Below are 18,119 nucleotides of genomic sequence, written 5' to 3'. Positions count from 1 at the left end.
GGAAAAAGTTCCAACCGGTTGGAATCTATTGGTCTTTCCAAGTGTTCAGGTTATCGAAAACTTCTTTGGTGATGCGGGTTCCGCGGTTGCTCTTTTTATTTCCGTAAACTCCGTTGGTGTGGATGGCAATGCTGCAAACCCCGCAATTCTGATATTGTTCCTGATAGACGGGTGATCCGCTTTGTCCGGAATAAGTGTCGTTGTCATACAGCAACTTGTATGGGGTGGTTTCGCGGATTTGGTCTCTGTGTTCCCATTGGGTGCCTTGCGGTTTGTCACCGGGATAACCGCTGATGTTCACCCGGGTGCCGTCCAATGATCCGCTCTGCCAGCGGTATCCGAACCAGCCGGTTTGGTTTCCCACGTTTTTGTTCAATTTGACGGCTCCGTAATCATAATTGGTGTTTCCATACCGGGTCCATCCGACAACCGAGTAAAAACGGGTGGCTTTCGCATAACCAAATGGCAAACGGTCGCCGTCCCGTCCGGGATAAACCTTTGCCCAAGAGGCCCATTTTTTCTCATCCGGGTCAAAGACGCAGTGGCCGGCCGTTGCAACGGTGTCCGGTCCGATCAGCCAACCGGTGCAGTTTCCGAGATCGCTTTGGATCTGGACGACAGCGCTGTAGGGGTATTTGGAAGTGTCTTTTACACGCGTCCGGTTATCCGGCCCGATGACAGATTCGGCGGATGCACCATTTTGGGAAAGGTTTTTTTCACGTGCTTTCAGCATGTTTCCTTGATGCCCTTTGCTGTAGGCGCCCCCGGAGGTTTGGACAATGTCCCCCGACTGCGTGGATTGTTTGATGATTTTGCCGTCGCTGGCCACGGGAGAGTGGGGGGAAGCTTCGGCAAACACTGCATCGGCTTTTGCAAAGGACCAAGAGGCGGGAACCATCAGCAAAAGGGTTGACAGGAAAGAAACAGTCATTCGCAAACCATTGGCATGTCGCATCGATATCCTCCTTCGGCGGTATGTACAGTTACGGGAATATTATAAATAAATGGAATAATTGTTACAATCAGGGGTCGGGTGAGACAAAAGCCGATTCAAAGTAAAAAACAAAGGATTTCCGCTTTTATCCCGCTCAATGAATGGCAGATGGGAATCTTCAGACCCGTATTTTTTAAGATGAAGGAAAAGCCTGAAAGATAATCTCTTTCAGGCTTTGTTGGATGAAGCATTTCCCCGGTAGGGATGCGGTTTGAAGGAAACAAGACGTCCTGTCACATGGAAAATGCGGTGAGGTTTATCTTGATGGCCGTTTTCGGAAATCCAGGCATAGCCGAGCTTTTTGGCTTCGTCGTCACTCGTGGCATTGATGGGACCATCATAAAGCAGTTGGCCATCCATATCATATACCGTCATGTGATACACGGATCCGGATCACCTCGAATGAAAATTTAAAAGTATAACTTTATTATATCATTTTTAATGGTTATGTGGTTTCGGTCAATAAATAACCGGCTTTGTCGGTGGCTTGGACCAATTCTTTGCGCAACCGGCGTTCCACTTCACCTTGTTTCCCGTTTTCTGCCCGGGCCTGGATCCGGACAATGGACGACTGCGGGGTCACATCCACCACGCCCAGCACGTTAGGACCGTCGATCACGTCCGGCAACGATTCCCGGAGGTGCCGGCATTGTTCTTCCAGGTAAGCGAGGGCCTGATCCAGATCGGTTTTGGTTGAAAGCGGAAGGTCTACTTTGGCAAGCATGTGTCCGCGGGAATGATTGGTGAGGGATTTGATATCCCGGTTTAAAATAAAGTGCAAATCCCCTTCCGGATCGCGGATTTTCAGGACGCGGAGGCCCACATGCTCCACGGTGCCGGAAAATCCGTTGACGGTGACATCTTCCCCGACTTGCACCTGGTCTTCCAACAAAATGAAAAATCCTGAGACGATGTCGGAAACCAGATCTTTTGCGCCAAAACCGATGGCAAGCCCCAGGACGCCGGCACTGGCTAAAATGGCAGAAATGTTGATGTGAAATTCGGCCAGGATGGAGACCAATGCGATGAAGATGATCACATAGGTGGTGACATTGATCAAAATGCTTTGAATGGTTTTTAACCTCAGCTGCGTCCCTTTGCTGAGACGGCTGTGAGTGGTCAGGCGGATGATCAACTTTCTGGCGATGATGATGCTGATGATTGAAAGCAAAATGATGATCCCGATTGCGATGACGGATGCAAGAATCGATCCCCAATCGAGTTTCAATATCATGTTTATCACTTGCGTGTCCCCCTCTTTGGATGTTGAGCAATCATGATTAAAACCAATATAATGGTTTGAAAAGATTTTGAAAAGGGGGGCGAAAACATGGCCTGGTCTCTCCGGACGTTCAAAGGAATGGTCTGGATGATTTGTGTGGCCGGGATGACCCAGGGGTTATTGATTCCGCTGTTGACGATGTTTCTGGAAGAAAGAGGAGTGCAAGCCGATTTTAACGGCCTGAGTGCCTCTGCGCTTTATCTCGGCATCTTGCTCGCGGCTCCCCTCGGACCGGCCATGGTCCGGCGAATCGGCGTGAAGAAATCGATTCTTGCCGGGTTGTACATTGTCACTGTTGCAGTTTGTTTTTTTCCGTTTTTTCAAAGTTTCTGGGTATGGACCGGGCTTCGCTTTCTGGTCGGCATCGGCGACAGTTTGTTGCACTATGCCACCCAATTGTGGATCACCATCCATGCTCCCGTGAAAGAAAGGGGACGCCGGATTTCCCAATACGGGTTTGCTTATGGATTGGGATTTGGGATCGGTCCGCTGGGGCTGAATCTGGTTCATTTTGGAGAAACGGTTCCGTTTCTCTTTGTTTTGTGTATCCTCTTTTTTTCCATTTATTTAACCGGCCGTTTAACGATCGCCGAATCTTTGGACAACGAATGGAAAGAAAAGGATGCGAACCGGCAAGGATCATTGCGAACGGTTTACCGGCTTGGCTTCATTGCTTTTTGCTCCCCGTTCATTTACGGGTTTTTGGAAACCGCTTTGACGGGGAATTTCCCGGTGATCGGCATACGAGAAGGCATGGGCCAAGGCTTTATTTCCCTTTTGATTTCCGCATTTGTCTGGGGCAGTTTGCTCTTTCAGGTGCCGCTCGGGGTGTTGGGGGACCGGATCGGCCGTAAAAATCTGCTGATTTTGGTTTGTTCGGCCGGATCGGCCGGCATGTTTGTCATCCCGCATTTTTTGTCCAACGAGATTTATCTTTTTGTTTCTTTCATATTGATTGGCGGATTGGTCGGCTCCCTTTACTCCATGGGATTGGCTTGTGCCACGGACTTGCTGCCTGCCCGCTTTTTGCCTGCCGCCAATGCCATCGCTTCGGTTCATTTCAGTGTGGGCAGCATTCTCGGCCCTTCTTTGGGCGGTTTTTCCATTGAAAAAGCAGGCGGGGAAATGTTGTTCATCACCATCGGATGCATGCTGGCCGGTTATGTTTTGATGATTTTATTGGAGAAGATGGGCAACCGGATGAATTCGTTCAAATCCAAAGAAAAACAAGCGGTGTGAGCTGGTCCGCCGGCTGAATTAATAGGTCCGGCGTTCCCATCCTTCCCCCTGCCATTGAAGCGGAATGGTTTTTCCGCGGGTTTCAAGGACCGGATCCATGATGTACCAGCCGCGTCCGTTGACACTTTCATTGGTCTGATAATGGAAGCGGATGAAACGGGCTTCTTCGGGAACCGGAATGGCGTAAGTCTTCCAATCTTTTCGGTTTCCGCTGAATTGCTCCGCCGCGGACCAATGCCGGCCGTCGGCGGAAAATTCCACCGTGGCTTGATCATGAACCGGTTCAATCCGGTGCCAAGTCGTAAATACAAGGGTGCGATCGTGAGTCGAAAGCGGCAGGGATGCCACCAGCGAACGGGACAGTTGGTCGCCGTAACCGGAAAACCAAGCCGGAACCTTGCCCGGGATTTTCACGGGAATGGCGTCCGCCGCCATGCGTGCCACTTCTCTTCGCAGCGGATTGATGGATTCGGTTTCCCGGGTCGGGTGGACGCGATTGGTCAAAAGGATGGCGATTGTTCCCTGGCTGCGGTTGATCACCAGCGAAGTTCCGGTGAATCCGGTGTGGCCCATCGCATCCGGACCGCTGAGTGCGTCCATGTACCAACCTTGGTTTAATTCCCAGCCGAGACCGTGATCATCGCCGGGAAAGTCGGTGTTATAGTTGTTTTCCATCAGACGGACGGTCTCTTTTTTTAAAATCCGCGTGGATCCGTATTTCCCGTCCATCAACATCATATGGGCGAAGACGGCCAAATCGCGGGCAGTGGAAAAAACCCCGGCATGTCCCGCCACTCCATCCAGTGCCGCCGCATTTTCATCATGCACGGTTCCCCACACCAACCCCCGGCCGGTCCACGGCTGATATTCCGTTGCGGCAATCCGGCGTTTCAACTTTTGCGGAGGGTTGTAAAACGTGTCATGCATGTGAAGCGGGCCCGTGATTTCTTTTTGGACAAATTGATCCAACCGCAGACCGGAAAGGCGTTCGACAAGAACCCCCAGTGTAATCATGTTGAGATCGCTGTAGGTGTAAGTGGTTCCGGGCGGATGGTCCAGCGGGTAAGCCAAAGCGATTTGCAACCGTTCTTCCCGGTTGTTTCCCATTTGATAAAGCGGAATGCCGGAACGAAAGCCGGAAGTGTGCGTCAGAAGCTGGCGGATGGTGACCGATTGCTTTCCGTTTTGGGCGAATTCGGGGATGTATCTGGCTACGGGATCATCCAGCTCAAACCGTCCTTTTTCATACAATTTCATCACGGCCACGGATGTGAAAATCTTGCTGACGGATGCGAGGTCGTAGATGGTGTCTTTCCGTGCGGGGACCGGGGGATGAACGGGAGTCTGTCGGTCATCGGCATAACGGACGGCATATCCATAGGCTTGGTGTTTCACAATGGTTCCTTTGCGTGCAACGAGGAGTACGGCGCCCGGAGTCATGTTTTCCCGGATGGCCTGACGGAGAATGGTGTCCATGTGAAGGAGCGGTTTATTTACCATGCCGCAAGATTCGGGAGACCCCGGTTGGAGAACCGGACGGGTCGGGCGTGAATCTCCCCAGACCGGGTTGTTGTCCGGGAGGCGGTCGGAGGCATGAAGCTGCACGGAAGTCTTTCCATGAAATTCGTTTCCCCAAGCGGTTGCCGGAGCGAGGGACGGTAGAATCAGCGCGGTGACCAGCAACAGATGGATGCCGGTTTTTTTGTACACGGCCCACATTCCTCCTCTTTGATCGGTTAATTTTATTTTAATCCATTTTGACAGGAGAAAGACACCGGAAACAAAGGAAAAGTGTTTCCGGTCAGGAGGTGCCGTGCGGGGGAAGGGTGTAGCTCCACCGGTCCCGGGCGAGATCGGTCGACGGGAAGACGTCTCTGGCTTCTTGAAGCAAAGCCTCGCATTCTTCTTCTTGAAACCGGGTGCTGATATGATTCAAGATCAAATGGTTCACCCCGGCTTCTTTGGCGACGGCGGCGGCTTGCGTGCAAGTGGAGTGAAAATATTTGCGGGCCAGATCTTCTTGATCCCGGCGGTAAGTTGCCTCATGAATCAGCAAATCGCACCGGTTTGCCAGGATGCAGGCTTCGGGAGTGTACCGGGTGTCTCCAAGAATCGCCAAGGTTCTTCCTTTTTTCGGGGGGCTGACATAATCTTCCCCTTTTAATACCCGTCCGTCGGGAAGGGTGACGGTTTTCCCTTCCTTCAACAACCGGTAATGAGGACCGGTCGGAATCCCGGCTTTTTGCAACTTTTCCACATTCAATCTGCCGGGTTGATCCGGTTCTTCCAGACGATATCCGTACGAAGGGATGCCGTGATCCAGCTTTTTGGCCCGGATGGAAAAAGGGGGCGCTTCAAATTGGCAATCCCCTTCCATTTCGACGATTTCCAGCGGATACCGGAGAAAGGTGCGGCTTGTCTTTAAAGAGATTTCGACAAACGCTTGAATCCCTTTCGGACCGTACAAGGTGAGGGGGGAGGTGGCGCCTTGGAACGAACGGCTTCCCAAAATCCCCGGCAGACCGAAGAGATGGTCGCCGTGCAAATGAGTGATGAAAATCCGGTTGATTTTGGCGAGTTTCACCGGCGAGTCCCAGATTTGATGCTGTGTGGCTTCGCCGCAGTCAAAAAGCCAAATCTGCCCGTTATACTCGGGCATGATCAATGCCAGGGAGGACACGTTGCGGTTCCGGGAGGGAACCCCGGCACCGGTACCCAAAAAATAACATTGCATCGTGCAACCCATTCCTTTCTTATGAAGACTGGTTATATTGAAGAACCCATTCGCAGGCTTCGCGGACGGAAGAAACGACCCGGCCGGCTTTTTGTTTTACTTCTTCCGGGGCATGGCGCATGGCAAAGCTGTGGGGAGTCCATTCCAGCATGGAAACATCGTTAAACGAATCCCCGACGGTTGCGATTTCCTCCGGTTTCAGGCCGAGTTCATCCGCCAGTTTTTCCAGCGCATTCCCCTTGGAAATGCCGGTCGGCATGAAATCGAGGCAATCGGTGTCCGAAATAAAGGAGTCGACTTGGGAGGGGAACCGTTGGTGAATATGTTGATCCAAACGTTTTAAATCGTTCAGTTCCCCAAAGAAGCAAACCTTGCTGGGAAACAGTGATTTTCCGATTTCTTCATGCAATTGGGGGCGGGAATGAACAGGCATCTTCATCCTTTCTTCAATGGCCCGGGCTTTTTCCGTCTTTTCGGCGACAAACATTTCGTTTTCCTCGCTGACAAAGCAAACAAGCCCGAAAGGACGGGCCGCTTCATAGATTTGTTTGGAAATGTTTCCGGGAAAGGTGACCCTTTGCAAACATTTTCCTTCTTTGGTATAGATGAAAGCCCCGTTTTGGCTGATCCGGTGAAAACGGGCTTGAATCCGGTTCATCACCTGAACGAGTTCAAAGTCCATTCTTCCGGAAGCCAACCCGATTTCAAGGCCTGCATCCATCAGTCTGTGCAAGGCGTTTTGGTCTTCCGGATGGATTTGTTTTTCATGGTCGAACAGGGTGTTGTCCAAGTCGCTGATAAATAGTTTAATCATTGCTCTCACTCTTTCTTTTTATACTCTTTCTGGTTTTCCTGTGGGTATCATATATGATGCTTGGCTCCGGATGCAATCGTGGTGGCTTTGGATGCGGAGTGACTGGTATAAAAATACGGACGTTTGGAGGAAAAAGGTCATGATATCGGACGGGCGGTTTCCCTGAAGGAGGGAAGACAGGGAAAAAACAGCTTCATTCCACCGCAGATTCATGGAATGAAGCTATTTTTTCAAAGCTTGCAATCTTTCTCTTTTGGCAATGACCGCTTTAATGGCCATATAATCCACGGATTCCGGCAAAGCTTCTTTGATGGGGCGCAATTTTTGGGCGCCCAGTTCTTCCACTTTCTCCATGATCAATGCTTCATATTCTTTGGGAATAAAAGCATCCCAGTCGAGTTCCAAGCCTTCCAAGCCGGCGCGCAATAAGTGATCCTCGATGGTGCCGCGCGTCAGGTTGCGCTCTTTGGCGATTTCGGGAATGGTTTTGCCTTGAAGGAACATCTGATAAGTGATGAAATGGCTGGACGGTTTTCCCGTGCTTTTTTCCCGGACCGGTTTTTCCCCGTGATTTTGGACATATTCCCGGATTATTTTTAAAAAATGAGCCCCGTATTTTTGAAATTTCATTTCCCCGACCCCGGAGATCGCTTGCATCTCCTCTTCCGTGACGGGCAAGCGGCGGCACATCTCTTTTAAAGTGCTGTCCGGAAAGATCATGTACGGCGGAAGTTTTTCGGTTTCGGACAACTGTTTGCGCAAGGATACCAGCTCATCCAAGAGGCGGTGGGTTTTGGTTTCGGGGGTTTTGAGCCATTTTTCGGTCTCTTTGTGCAGATAAACCGGTTCTTTTCCTTTCAGCACCGCGACTGCTTTCGGGGTCAGGCGGACCAGCGGATAAGGGCGCCCTTCGTAGACCAGGGAGAGATAACCATCAGAGGCCAAAAGTTGGCACAACCGCTGGATTTCTTTCTCCGTGTACTCCCTCATGGTCCCGTATGTAGAAATCCGGTCCAGCTTCCATTCCTTCAGCCGCTTGTTTTTGGAACCCCTGAGGACTTTTGCGATGATGGTGAGTCCGTACTGTTCGTTCAACCGTTTGATGCAGGAGAAGATTTTTTGTGCTTCAATTGTATAATTGACCAAATCCCCCATTTTTTTGCGACAGTTTCCGCATGTTCCGCATGGTTGCATGATGTCGGCCCCGAAGTACCGGACGATTTCCTCTTGAAAACACCGTTGGGTGTGGCAATAATTGACCAGCTTTTGCAACTTGCTGAATTCCAACGTTTTTCTTTCCGGGGAAAGATCGGAATGCCGGATCAGGTAACGTTGCATCGGGATGTCTTGCGGCGAAAACAATAAAATGCATTCGCTTTTTTCCCCGTCCCGGCCGGCTCGTCCCGCCTCCTGGTAATAACATTCCAGATTGCGGGGCAATTGATAATGAATGACAAACCGGACATTGGATTTATCGATGCCCATGCCAAAGGCATTCGTGGCGACAATGGTTTGCACCCGGTCATATGAAAATTGCTCCTGTGCTTTTTCTCTTTCTTCATCGGTCAGCCCGGCATGGTACTTGGCTGCGGAAAAGCCGGATTGCACCAGTGCTTCATAGACATGATCGGTATCTTTGCGGGTGGCACAATAAATGATCCCGTTTTGGCGGGGATGGTCTTTTAAATATTGCTTGATGTAATCCAGCCTGTTTTCTTCGTGTATGACTTGAAAGGACAAATTCGGCCGTTCCAACCGGGTGGAATAGATCCGCGACGGATCGATTTGCAAAAGCCGGGAAATATCTTCTTTCACATCCGGCGTCGCGGTGGCGGTTAAAGCGGCAATGAGCGGCCGGCGGGGCAGGGATAAAAGTTGTTTGGCCATGGACCGGTAGCTGGGCCGGAAATCGTGTCCCCACTGGGAAATGCAGTGGGCTTCATCAATGGTGACCAGATAAACCGGAAGGGTGGAGAAAATTTCTTGAAAGGCCAGGGATTCCAAGCGTTCCGGAGCGATGTAGAGCAGTTTGTAAACCCCTTCTCTCAGCTTTTTCATGCGCCGCTTGATTTCGGCATGCGGAAGCGAACTGTTGATGTAGGTGGCCGAAATGTTGTGCTGGCGCAAACGGTCCACTTGATCTTTCATCAATGAGATCAACGGAGAGATCACCAACGTGATCCCGGGAAACATAAGAGCCGGGATCTGATAACAAATGGATTTTCCGCCTCCGGTCGGCATGATCCCCATGGTATGGTGGCCGGATAAGATGCTTTCGATGATTTTCTTTTGTCCGCTTCGAAATGAAGAGTAACCAAAGTATTTTTGCAACAACAATTCCGCTTGTTCCATCGACATGACGGATCCCCCTGCTCGCTCTTCTCTCTGTTCTCTTTAATAAAGGTATAATAAAACCGGGATTTGCTCAAATTCGCCCAAACGTGATTTTGTCCCGGGAAACGGGTACAATGGTCAATGGAAACAGAGGAGCCCGGATCCATCACGGAATGTCCGGGCAAAGACGGGAGGAATCTATCATGTTATTCATAGATAACCAAAATATGACCGATCCGCGCATGAACCTGGCGATTGAGGAATATGCGCTGAAACATTTGGATATTGATGAGACCTATTTGCTTTTTTATATCAATGAACCCTCCATCATTATCGGAAAGCACCAAAACACAGTGGAGGAAATCCATGTGGATTATGTCAGGGAAAACGGAATCCATGTGGTCCGCCGCTTATCCGGGGGAGGCGCCGTATACCACGATTTGGGCAATCTCAATTTCAGCTTTATCACGAAAGATGACGGAAAAAGCTTCGCCAATTTCCGGAAGTTTACGGAGCCGGTGATCGAGGCGCTGAGATCGCTGGGGATTGATGCGGAATTAAGCGGACGGAATGATATTTTGGCAAACGGGAAGAAAATATCGGGAAACGCCCAGTTTTCAACCAACGGGCGGATGTTCAGCCACGGAACGCTGATGTTTGACGTCAATGTTGATCACGTCACCAAGGCATTGCAAGTGAAAAAGGAAAAGATCGAGTCCAAAGGCATCAAATCGATCCGCAGCCGGGTGGGCAATATCGTTGACTTTTTGAAAGAGCCTATGACCATTTTGGAGTTTCGCCAATTGTTGTTGGAACATATCTTTCAGGGGCAAAAACCGATTCCCGAGTATGTATTGTCCGAGAAAGACTGGGAAAAAATCCGGGAAATCTCCGAATCGCGCTATCAAAAATGGGAATGGAATTTCGGCGAGTCGCCGGCATTTAATGTCAAACACAGCCGCCGTTTTCCGGTCGGAAGCATCGACGTGCGGTTGAATGTGCAAAAAGGAATCATCCGGTCCTGCAAGATCTACGGCGATTTCTTTGGAATCGGCGATGTGAAAGACATTGAAGACCGCTTGACGGGAATCCGGTATGAACGGGATGAAATTGAAAAATCCTTGGACGGCCTGGATATCAAGCACTATTTCGGAGCCGTTTCCAAAGATGATTTCATTGACCTCATTTACTGAACCCGGTTGAAAGCAAGACGGAGGAAAGAGGTTCCTTTCTTCCGTTTTTTGCTCTATTTTTCCACGGTTTCTTTTTCTTCTTCCTCAGTTTCCAACTGGCGCCAGTGTTCCAATGTTTTTTTGACAATTTTTTGCACCACGGCCGCCGGATCGGTTTGGTGATCGCGTGCGATGGCTTCCAACTGCTCGATCTCCTCCAAGGTTAACCAGAAATGAAAGGACATAAAGGCATCTTCGCTTGCAGGATGAGATCTCTTTTTAAATAACACGAATGAGCCCCCTTCTTCCCCGCTTCAAAAATTTGGGATATCTTTTTTATCTAAAACTTAGATAAAAATGGACAAAATCCTTTTTCAGGAAAGGGCCATTTTTGGTTGACGGGGCAGCCGGTGTATGACTGGTTCACTTGTCAGAGCCCAAACAAGAATAACACTCTCTGGAATAAATGGATTCTTGACAAATGTCTGAAATTTCTATTATCATGGAAGCGAACAAGCGCTTGTTTCGCAGGAGAGATGAAACATGACAAGGCAGGAACGCAAGGAACAAATTTTGAGCACGGCTTGCCGGCTTTTCAGCCAAAAAGGATATCACGGGACAACGATTCGGGATATTTCGGAAGCATGCGGGATTTTATCCGGCAGTTTATATGCGCATATCCGCACAAAAGAAGATTTGTTATATGAGATTACAAACAGAGGCGCTGAAGCTTTTTTAAATTCCCTTCGCCCCATTGTCGAGAACGATGCACCGGCAGTGGATAAGTTAAGACAAGCGGTCATCGCCCATATCAAGGTGGTGGAAGCCAACCTGGAAGCGGCAACCGTTTATTTTCATGAGTGGAAGGGATTGTCCAAGGAAAGGTTTTGTGAAATCCAGGAAAAACGGGACCGGTATGAGAAAATGTGGGCCCGGCTTGTGTCCCAAGGGATCCGGGAGGGGGAATTCCGGCAGGTGGATGAAAAATTTGTCCGGTTACTCCTCTTATCCGTGGGAAATTGGCTTTATCAGTGGTACCGTCCCGAAGGAGAGTTGCCGCCGGAGGAGATCGCCGACCGGTTTATGGATTTGTTTCTGGACGGATTGGCAAACCGGAAACAAGGGGAAATGCCGGGGCCGATGTCTTGACGGAATGGATCTGCCGGAAAAGATGACGGGAATGGTACCCAAACGGGACTGGGGAAGAAGGAAATATTTTCATTCAGGAAAGAAGCGAGAAAAAAGGGATGGATTTTGGCAGAAATCGGGTTCCATTCTGAAGGGGGTTGTTTCATGAAACCGGGTCTTCATCAAGGATACCAGGAAAAAATGTCCGTGACGGTCACCGGGGAGATGGTTGCTTCGTTTGACGGCAAGATGATTCATCCGGTCTTGTCCACCGTGTCCATGGTCTATTATATGGAATGGGTCGGAAGGAAAGTCATCGAGCCGTTTTTGGAAGAAGGGGAAGAAGGAATCGGTGCTTCCATCAATGTCCGCCACCGCTCGCCGGCCCCGGTCGGGAAAACCGTCACGTTTGTGGCCACGGTCAAGGAATGGACTCCGCAAAAAGTGGTGTGTGATGTGATTGCCGAACATGACCAGGCGCTGGTGGGAGAGGCCGAGTTCGTTCAAGTGATCTGGCCGAAAGAAAAGCTTCAGGCGCATATTGAGCGAATGAAATAAATTTGGAAAAAGGTGAACTGAAATGTCGTCTGGTTTGCGAATAAATAATTAAGGGGGCTTACGTTTATTCTATAGACGCTGTGAAAAATCTTTGAATCAGAAGGTGGTACCTTGAAAAGCTTGCCGACATGTTTGACGGGTTGGCAAGCTTTTATTTTTTTTAATGACCGGGAAAAGAAAAAATGGATCCATCGGGTTTGATCCATAAAACAAGTGTGTGGAGGGATCATTGAATGAAGCGACTTTTGCTGGGGATGGAACGGGAATTATTGGTGGCTGACCTGGATGATGGGGAAAGTGCCGGGACAACTTCCCGTCTCAAAGGCATGCAACCCACTTGCATTGCTCAAGATCCGTTCCGGCCGGAACGGTTGTACTGCGGGACCTTCGGCCGTGGCTTGTGGTGTTCGGACGATTTTGGCGATTCATGGTACCCTGTCGGGGATGGATGTGATTATTTTGAGCCGTTAAAAGAAAAAGGAATTCTTTATGAAAAAATCACTGCCGTGGCGGTGAGCCCGCATCAAAAAGGGAATGGTTACGGGGTGGTATATGTCGGAACGGAACCGAGTGCGCTTTTTTCATCGGAAGACGGAGGCCAAACCTGGCGGGAACATAAAGAGATGAAATTCGTGCCTTCGCATCGGACCTGGAGTTTCCCTCCCCGGCCGCACACGCATCATGTCCGGTGGATTACGCCGGATCCGGAGCAATCGGAACGGATTTATGTTTCGATCGAGTTTGGCGCTGTGCTGCGTAGTCTGGACGGGGGAAAAACCTGGGAAGACAAAAAATTTCAAGGTCCCCTGGACGCTCATACCCTGTTGGTGCATCCCAGTCAACCGGATCGTTTGTATGCGGCATGCGGCGACGGATTGTTCCGTGAAGGTTGCGGCTACATGGAAAGCCGTGACGGGGGCCAATCTTGGATTCCTTTGGGCCAGGGTCTGAAACATCCTTATTTATACGGGTTGGCGGTCGATGTCAAAAACCCGGATTGGGTGCTTGTCTCTGCCTCCATTCATCCGAATAACGCTCACCACGCCAGAATGGAACAGGCTTCATCCACCATTTATCGAAAAGAAGGGGATCGATGGATGGAATCGGTTGACGGCTTGCCGGGGCCGGAAGGAATGCTGATTTCTGCATTGGCAAACGACCCGTCGGAATCCGGGGTTTTTTACGCGTTGAACAATCTGGGGCTTTTCCGGTCTGCTGATGCCGGAAAGACATGGAAGAAAATCAAGCTCGGGTGGAAAGAGGAATACCGGTCTCAACATCCGCATACCCTGTTGGTCATTGATTGTTAATCCGGATCGGAAAAACATGAGCAGGCCTTTCAGGTGCCTGCTCATGTGAGGCAAAAATGGATAAGGATTTTTTGCCGGCGTAACACGAATGGTTGTGCTTGATGCCAAGCGAAGTGCGTAAGACGAGGATATTAGGTATCGGGTCTGTTACAGGATACGGTTCCATTAATGGGTATAAAAATGTTTCAATACAAAATATTAATGTATTGGGGATACGCGATGCAGCCGAACGGGTACAAGCCGTGCGAGGATTGCTGGAAACAGCCAAAGAAGTGTATGATCACGTGAGTAATTTTCTTTCATGAATTTATACATAAAAAATATAACTAAAACACGCACTGCATTTTAAATGTTGCGACTATCAAATGCTGCGCAAAGATGAGATAGTCGAGAGAAATCAAACTAACCGGAGGGATCGCTCATGGAATGGATGCCGACTGAAAGTTTTCTTGCGGGAATCAAGCCGTCTAGCTATGAATGCTTGGCCCAATTGCCACCAGATGCTTTGAAAAAACTCGAAAAGTTCCCGCGTTTTTCCGTTTATCCCGGCTATGACATTTTCTTTCGGGATGAGCCGGAGCGTGACGGGTTTGCCAAAGCAGTCGAAAACCTTTCCCGCGACAGCACAGAGTTTCATCGCCTGTTGGGTCTTGCGCTGGGGTTTCCTCCGCGGGCTGTTGATTTTTACGTAAAGAGGATAAGCGGAGAACTGAATCGGGAACAATTTTATGAGCAAAAGGTCGGCTTGTATCATGCCGGTGTTTGGTGCGCAGGGCATAAACGCGATATCGTCGAAAACATGGGCTGGTTGTGGGAACGGTATCCATATCACGATCAGTCAAAAGTTGCCACTTACCACAATAACGATCGCCAAGCATATCCGGTCCAATACGGCGATTATGAAACTTTGCACCGCCTTGCGGAAAGGTTGAATAAAGCGTCTGACCCGGTGGATGGAACGTAATGGGTCAATCTTGCCAAAAAATATATTTTTAATATTGCGTAAATAAAGAGTGCGGGTTGGAAATGGATCGGAAGGGTGGGCCGAAATCCGCTTTTTATCCGGGGTTTTCGGGGGTATAGGATCTTCGGTTGATGTCCGGCAATCTCTAAAAATTTTATTTGACATTCGAGAATAAAGCGTATATAATAAAAATCGTTCCAAGCGAGATTGAAATTTTTTAACCGCCTGTCATGCCGAAGTGGCGGAATTGGCAGACGCGCACGACTCAAAATCGTGTTCCTTTATGGAGTGTGGGTTCGACTCCCACCTTCGGCACCAAAGCGAAACGGTTTCCTGATGAAGGAAACCGTTTTTTTATTGTTTGATGCTCCGGGATGAAAGGAGATTGGATGGGCCCGGAGGAATTTCGGCGGATCTTGGACGGACGTCTTTTTTTACCGAATGGGTATTGATCAGAAAATGTTTTTCTTTTCCCTGCATATGATGATGCTGGAGCTGGCTTTTCAGCCGGCTTACATTCAGGGAATGGGGGCGAATCGGGATGAATTGGATGACTCGGTTTCGCAACTATGGTTTCTGGTTATCATTGTTGGCATTTGTTGCCGGAGGTCTTCGGTATGCCGGTTTTGACCTGGGGATCACTGAGGGAAATGCGATTGTGGATCTGATTATCGCCATTCTGGTAGCGCTCGGGATTATTAATGATCCCACCACGGAAAGCAAATGGTACAAAGATGATTCCAAATCATAATGGAAAGGATTTTTTGAGACGTTCACACGGATGCTTCCGTGAACGTCTTTTTGCATTTTGAAGACAGCCTTTCCGGCTTCAAGGCAGAAAGAATTGATGATTGACATTGGAAAGGATGGCATGTTAAAATGGGACTCGTCGTTTGAAAATTGAGGCCCTGAAATAACCGAATTGTCGGGATGTGGCTCAGCTTGGCAGAGCACCTGGTTTGGGACCAGGGGGTCGCAGGTTCGAATCCTGTCATCCCGACCAGTTAGCGGGACGTGGCTCAGCTTGGTAGAGCACCTGGTTTGGGACCAGGGGGTCGCAGGTTCGAATCCTGTCGTCCCGACCAACGATATCTGGACGGATTCATGGTATGTGCGCAGGTCTTGAGAAAAGGCCTGCGCTTTTTATTTATTTGCAAAGGGAAGGTCAAGCTTTTTTCAAACCGGCGGCAAAGAATGGTCCGTTCACAGTGATGGTGGATAGGATACGCGCCATTTCCTCGGGGGATTCTTTTCTTCCGCTGTTTAACCACTGCTGAACCACTCCGATATGGGCGGAAGCAATATAAGAAATCAGGTAATGTCCCGGAACCAGCAAATTTTCTTCTTTCAATATGGAGTTTGGATTGTTTTTGATGAGTGCATTCCACATGAATTCTTTCAATCGGTTTTGAAAAGTCAAGTCTCCTTTGGGGCCCAACAATGTTTTCATAAACCGGTGATTTTGATTGATATATCCCAAAATGGAAACAATCGTGCTCACCGGTTTTAAAGTGGGGGACGAGTCATTGATTTCAGAAAGGGCATTCGGCAGATTCCGTTTGACGATTTCTGCCATCTCCGTCAGGATCTCTTCCTGATATTTGTCCATGAGATCAAACTTGTCCTGATAGTGCGCATAAAAGGTTCCCCGGTTGATCCCGGCTCTCGTGGTGATGTCTTTTACGGTGATCGCGTCAAAGCCTTTTTCCTCCATCAATTCCACGAATGCTTCTTTAATCGTTTTCCGCGTTCGAAGTACACGCAGATCCGTTTGATTTTTTCGCATCGGGCTCCTCCTTCCCTTTTTGGACGACACTGCATCCGGAAGTGTTCCATAACCGACAGATTCCGCCGTTTTGATCATTGTTGCGGATGAAATCCAAAAATTATAATGAAAATGAACAACCTGTTGTTTATTATACAGGAAGTAAAAATCGGCGTGAAAAATGGTATGGTTCACTTTAAAGCGGAAAGAAGGGAAAGGAATGAAACCCCAAGTACTCATTGTCGGTGCCGGCCCCACCGGCTTGGCGCTGGCCATTTCGCTTCAAAAACAAGGGATTCCTTTTCGGATCATTGATCAAAGTCGGGGGCCCGGCACACTTTCCAGAGCCATGGCGGTTCATGCCAGAACCTTGGAGCTGTACAGCCAGTTCGGTTTGGCGGACCGGTTGATCGAGGCCGGCATCAAAGTGGCCGAATTACAAATTTTTAAAGATGCGGAATCGGTATCCAAAGTGGAATTGGGCGAAAAAATGGCGGAAAACATCAGCCCTTATCCTTATCTGTTAAGTCTGGCCCAAGATGAGCATGAAGCCATATTAATCGAATATTTAAATGCCAAAGGTGTTGGGGTCGAGTGGGAAACCGGACTGTTGGATTTAAAGGAAACGGATAGCAGGGTTCATGTCATAATTCAAAGGCAGGGAATGAAAGAGGAACCATCTTATGATTATGTGTGCGGGTGTGACGGAGCGCACAGCACGGTTCGAAAAGCGTTGGGGCTCGGCTTTCCGGGCGGAACCTATGAGCAAGTCTTTTTTGTGGCGGATGTCAAAACCAAAAATCCTTTGCAAGGGATGGGAGCCGGATTTTCAGAAAGAGAATTTTGCTTGGCTGTCAATCTCCGCGACAAGGAGCATGCCCGGTTTATCGGGCTGATTCCGAAAGAAGTTTTAAGCCGGGGCATTCCGGAGGACTTGACGCCGCTGATTCCCTTGATTGAAAAAATCTTTCCGGTGAAAATTGAAGAAGTCAACTGGTACTCTTCGTACAAAGTCCATCACCGAGTCAGTGAAAAGTTTCGCGTCGGCCGGGTTTTTTTAGCCGGCGATGCGGGGCATATTCACAGTCCGGCAGGGGGACAAGGCATGAATACCGGCATCGGGGATGCGATGAATCTGGGTTGGAAGATTGCCGCGGTTTTGCAAAAGAAAGCGGATGAACGAATATTGGATTCATATGAACAGGAGCGGTTGATCTTTGCCAAAACATTGGTCGCCACCACGGACCGGTTCTTTAAAGGAGTGATTCGGGTGATGGAAGGAAAAGGACTGTCTTCCTCCTTTTATAAAGAAGTGTTTATTCCTCGTCTCCTTCCCAAACTGGTCAAACTTCCGGGAGCAAAAGAAAAGTTCTTTAAAACTGTCTCACAAACACAAGTCAATTATCGGGGCAGTTTGCTCAGCGCCGGAAAAACCGGAGCGATCCAAGGGGGCGACCGTTTGCCGTGGGTGCAAACCGGCGGCGGGGAAAACTATAAACCATTGCAATCGGTGGATTGGCAACTTCATCTTTATGGCGAAACCACCCCGTCCCTGCGAAAGTTTGCAGATAAAAACGCGATGGTTTTGCATGAAGTGAAATGGACGCCGGACATGGGCAAATCAGGAGTTCAGAAAAACTCGGTTTTTCTGGTGAGGCCGGACGGCTATATCGCTGTGGCCGGTACCCCTCAAGAGGTTGACAAAATGCAGGCTTTTCTGGATGAATACCGCATTGTCCCGTTTGGGAACGAACCGTTTCCGTGTTAAAAATCATGTTCAAAAGAAAGACGACAGGAAGTCCGATCCGTCCCTGTCGTCCTTTTT

General features: G+C 49.2%; 18 protein-coding genes and 3 tRNA genes. 12 read left to right on the top strand and 9 right to left on the bottom strand.

Annotated elements, in window-relative coordinates:
- Positions 1-25: 25 nt before the first annotated feature.
- The 3 genes from FA954_RS11580 to FA954_RS11570 form a co-directional block, all read right to left on the bottom strand.
- Complete coding sequence (locus tag FA954_RS11580) at positions 26-955, bottom strand: trypsin-like serine peptidase (protein ID WP_049719689.1); 930 nt, start codon at positions 953-955, stop codon at positions 26-28.
- A 207-nt stretch (positions 956-1,162) separates the two neighbouring features.
- Positions 1,163-1,369: a YhzD family protein gene (locus tag FA954_RS11575; RefSeq protein ID WP_069201535.1), complete on the bottom strand. Its 207-nt coding sequence runs from the start codon at positions 1,367-1,369 to the stop codon at positions 1,163-1,165.
- A 70-nt stretch (positions 1,370-1,439) separates the two neighbouring features.
- A complete protein-coding gene (locus FA954_RS11570; RefSeq protein WP_037994298.1) occupies positions 1,440-2,228 on the bottom strand; it encodes a mechanosensitive ion channel family protein in 789 nt (262 codons plus the stop codon).
- A 96-nt stretch (positions 2,229-2,324) separates the two neighbouring features.
- Here FA954_RS11570 and FA954_RS11565 point away from each other — a divergent pair, with 96 nt between their 5' ends.
- A complete protein-coding gene (locus FA954_RS11565; protein WP_037994210.1) occupies positions 2,325-3,515 on the top strand; it encodes an MFS transporter in 1,191 nt (396 codons plus the stop codon).
- An 18-nt stretch (positions 3,516-3,533) separates the two neighbouring features.
- Here FA954_RS11565 and FA954_RS11560 read toward each other — a convergent pair whose 3' ends face one another.
- From FA954_RS11560 to recQ, 4 genes are all read right to left on the bottom strand, one after another.
- The gene (locus FA954_RS11560) at positions 3,534-5,234 is read right to left on the bottom strand and encodes a serine hydrolase domain-containing protein (RefSeq protein ID WP_037994212.1); all 1,701 of its coding nucleotides are present in this window, start codon (positions 5,232-5,234) and stop codon (positions 3,534-3,536) included.
- Positions 5,235-5,316: 82 nt separating this feature from the next.
- Positions 5,317-6,249: a ribonuclease Z gene (gene rnz, locus FA954_RS11555; RefSeq protein ID WP_037994214.1), complete on the bottom strand. Its 933-nt coding sequence runs from the start codon at positions 6,247-6,249 to the stop codon at positions 5,317-5,319.
- A 19-nt stretch (positions 6,250-6,268) separates the two neighbouring features.
- Complete coding sequence (locus FA954_RS11550; protein WP_037994216.1) at positions 6,269-7,063, bottom strand: HAD family hydrolase; 795 nt, start codon at positions 7,061-7,063, stop codon at positions 6,269-6,271.
- Between the two features lie 222 nt (positions 7,064-7,285).
- A complete protein-coding gene (recQ, locus tag FA954_RS11545; protein WP_049719691.1) occupies positions 7,286-9,421 on the bottom strand; it encodes a DNA helicase RecQ in 2,136 nt (711 codons plus the stop codon).
- A 179-nt stretch (positions 9,422-9,600) separates the two neighbouring features.
- On the opposite strand from recQ, the gene lplA reads away from it, so the two are divergent.
- Complete coding sequence (gene lplA, locus FA954_RS11540) at positions 9,601-10,590, top strand: lipoate--protein ligase (RefSeq protein ID WP_049719722.1); 990 nt, start codon at positions 9,601-9,603, stop codon at positions 10,588-10,590.
- Between the two features lie 53 nt (positions 10,591-10,643).
- Here the strand turns inward: lplA and FA954_RS11535 are convergent, their stop codons facing one another.
- Positions 10,644-10,859 (bottom strand): hypothetical protein, encoded by a 216-nt coding sequence (locus tag FA954_RS11535; protein WP_037994218.1) that lies wholly within the window; start codon positions 10,857-10,859, stop codon positions 10,644-10,646.
- Positions 10,860-11,112: 253 nt separating this feature from the next.
- On the opposite strand from FA954_RS11535, the gene FA954_RS11530 reads away from it, so the two are divergent.
- The 9 genes from FA954_RS11530 to FA954_RS11490 all read left to right on the top strand — a co-directional run bounded on the left by FA954_RS11530 (position 11,113) and on the right by FA954_RS11490 (position 15,614).
- A complete protein-coding gene (locus FA954_RS11530) occupies positions 11,113-11,718 on the top strand; it encodes a TetR/AcrR family transcriptional regulator (RefSeq protein ID WP_037994219.1) in 606 nt (201 codons plus the stop codon).
- Positions 11,719-11,862: 144 nt separating this feature from the next.
- Positions 11,863-12,255, top strand: a complete 393-nt coding sequence (locus tag FA954_RS11525) for a thioesterase family protein (RefSeq protein ID WP_037994221.1) — start codon at positions 11,863-11,865, stop codon at positions 12,253-12,255.
- Between the two features lie 233 nt (positions 12,256-12,488).
- Positions 12,489-13,565: a WD40/YVTN/BNR-like repeat-containing protein gene (locus FA954_RS11520; RefSeq protein WP_138615127.1), complete on the top strand. Its 1,077-nt coding sequence runs from the start codon at positions 12,489-12,491 to the stop codon at positions 13,563-13,565.
- A 101-nt stretch (positions 13,566-13,666) separates the two neighbouring features.
- A complete protein-coding gene (locus FA954_RS11515) occupies positions 13,667-13,870 on the top strand; it encodes a hypothetical protein (protein ID WP_138615126.1) in 204 nt (67 codons plus the stop codon).
- 116 nt (positions 13,871-13,986) lie between these two features.
- Positions 13,987-14,529: a hypothetical protein gene (locus FA954_RS11510; RefSeq protein ID WP_037994224.1), complete on the top strand. Its 543-nt coding sequence runs from the start codon at positions 13,987-13,989 to the stop codon at positions 14,527-14,529.
- A gap of 232 nt (positions 14,530-14,761) precedes the next feature.
- A tRNA-Leu gene (locus tag FA954_RS11505) sits at positions 14,762-14,847 on the top strand.
- A gap of 223 nt (positions 14,848-15,070) precedes the next feature.
- Positions 15,071-15,280, top strand: a complete 210-nt coding sequence (locus tag FA954_RS11500; RefSeq protein WP_037994225.1) for a phage holin — start codon at positions 15,071-15,073, stop codon at positions 15,278-15,280.
- Between the two features lie 175 nt (positions 15,281-15,455).
- Positions 15,456-15,532: transfer RNA gene (locus FA954_RS11495), tRNA-Pro, on the top strand.
- 5 nt (positions 15,533-15,537) lie between these two features.
- Positions 15,538-15,614: transfer RNA gene (locus FA954_RS11490), tRNA-Pro, on the top strand.
- A gap of 80 nt (positions 15,615-15,694) precedes the next feature.
- On the opposite strand, the gene FA954_RS11485 is transcribed toward FA954_RS11490, so the two are convergent.
- Positions 15,695-16,315, bottom strand: a complete 621-nt coding sequence (locus FA954_RS11485) for a TetR/AcrR family transcriptional regulator (RefSeq protein ID WP_037994228.1) — start codon at positions 16,313-16,315, stop codon at positions 15,695-15,697.
- Positions 16,316-16,514: 199 nt separating this feature from the next.
- On the opposite strand from FA954_RS11485, the gene FA954_RS11480 reads away from it, so the two are divergent.
- Complete coding sequence (locus tag FA954_RS11480; RefSeq protein ID WP_138615125.1) at positions 16,515-18,062, top strand: FAD-dependent monooxygenase; 1,548 nt, start codon at positions 16,515-16,517, stop codon at positions 18,060-18,062.
- Positions 18,063-18,119 lie beyond the last annotated feature (57 nt).

Source organism: Thermoactinomyces vulgaris, assembly GCF_005886755.1.
Classification (GTDB): Bacteria; Bacillota; Bacilli; order Thermoactinomycetales; family Thermoactinomycetaceae; genus Thermoactinomyces; species Thermoactinomyces vulgaris.
The sequence above is the reverse complement of the archived record's forward strand: the minus strand, read 5'-3'. Positions and strand labels throughout refer to the sequence as shown.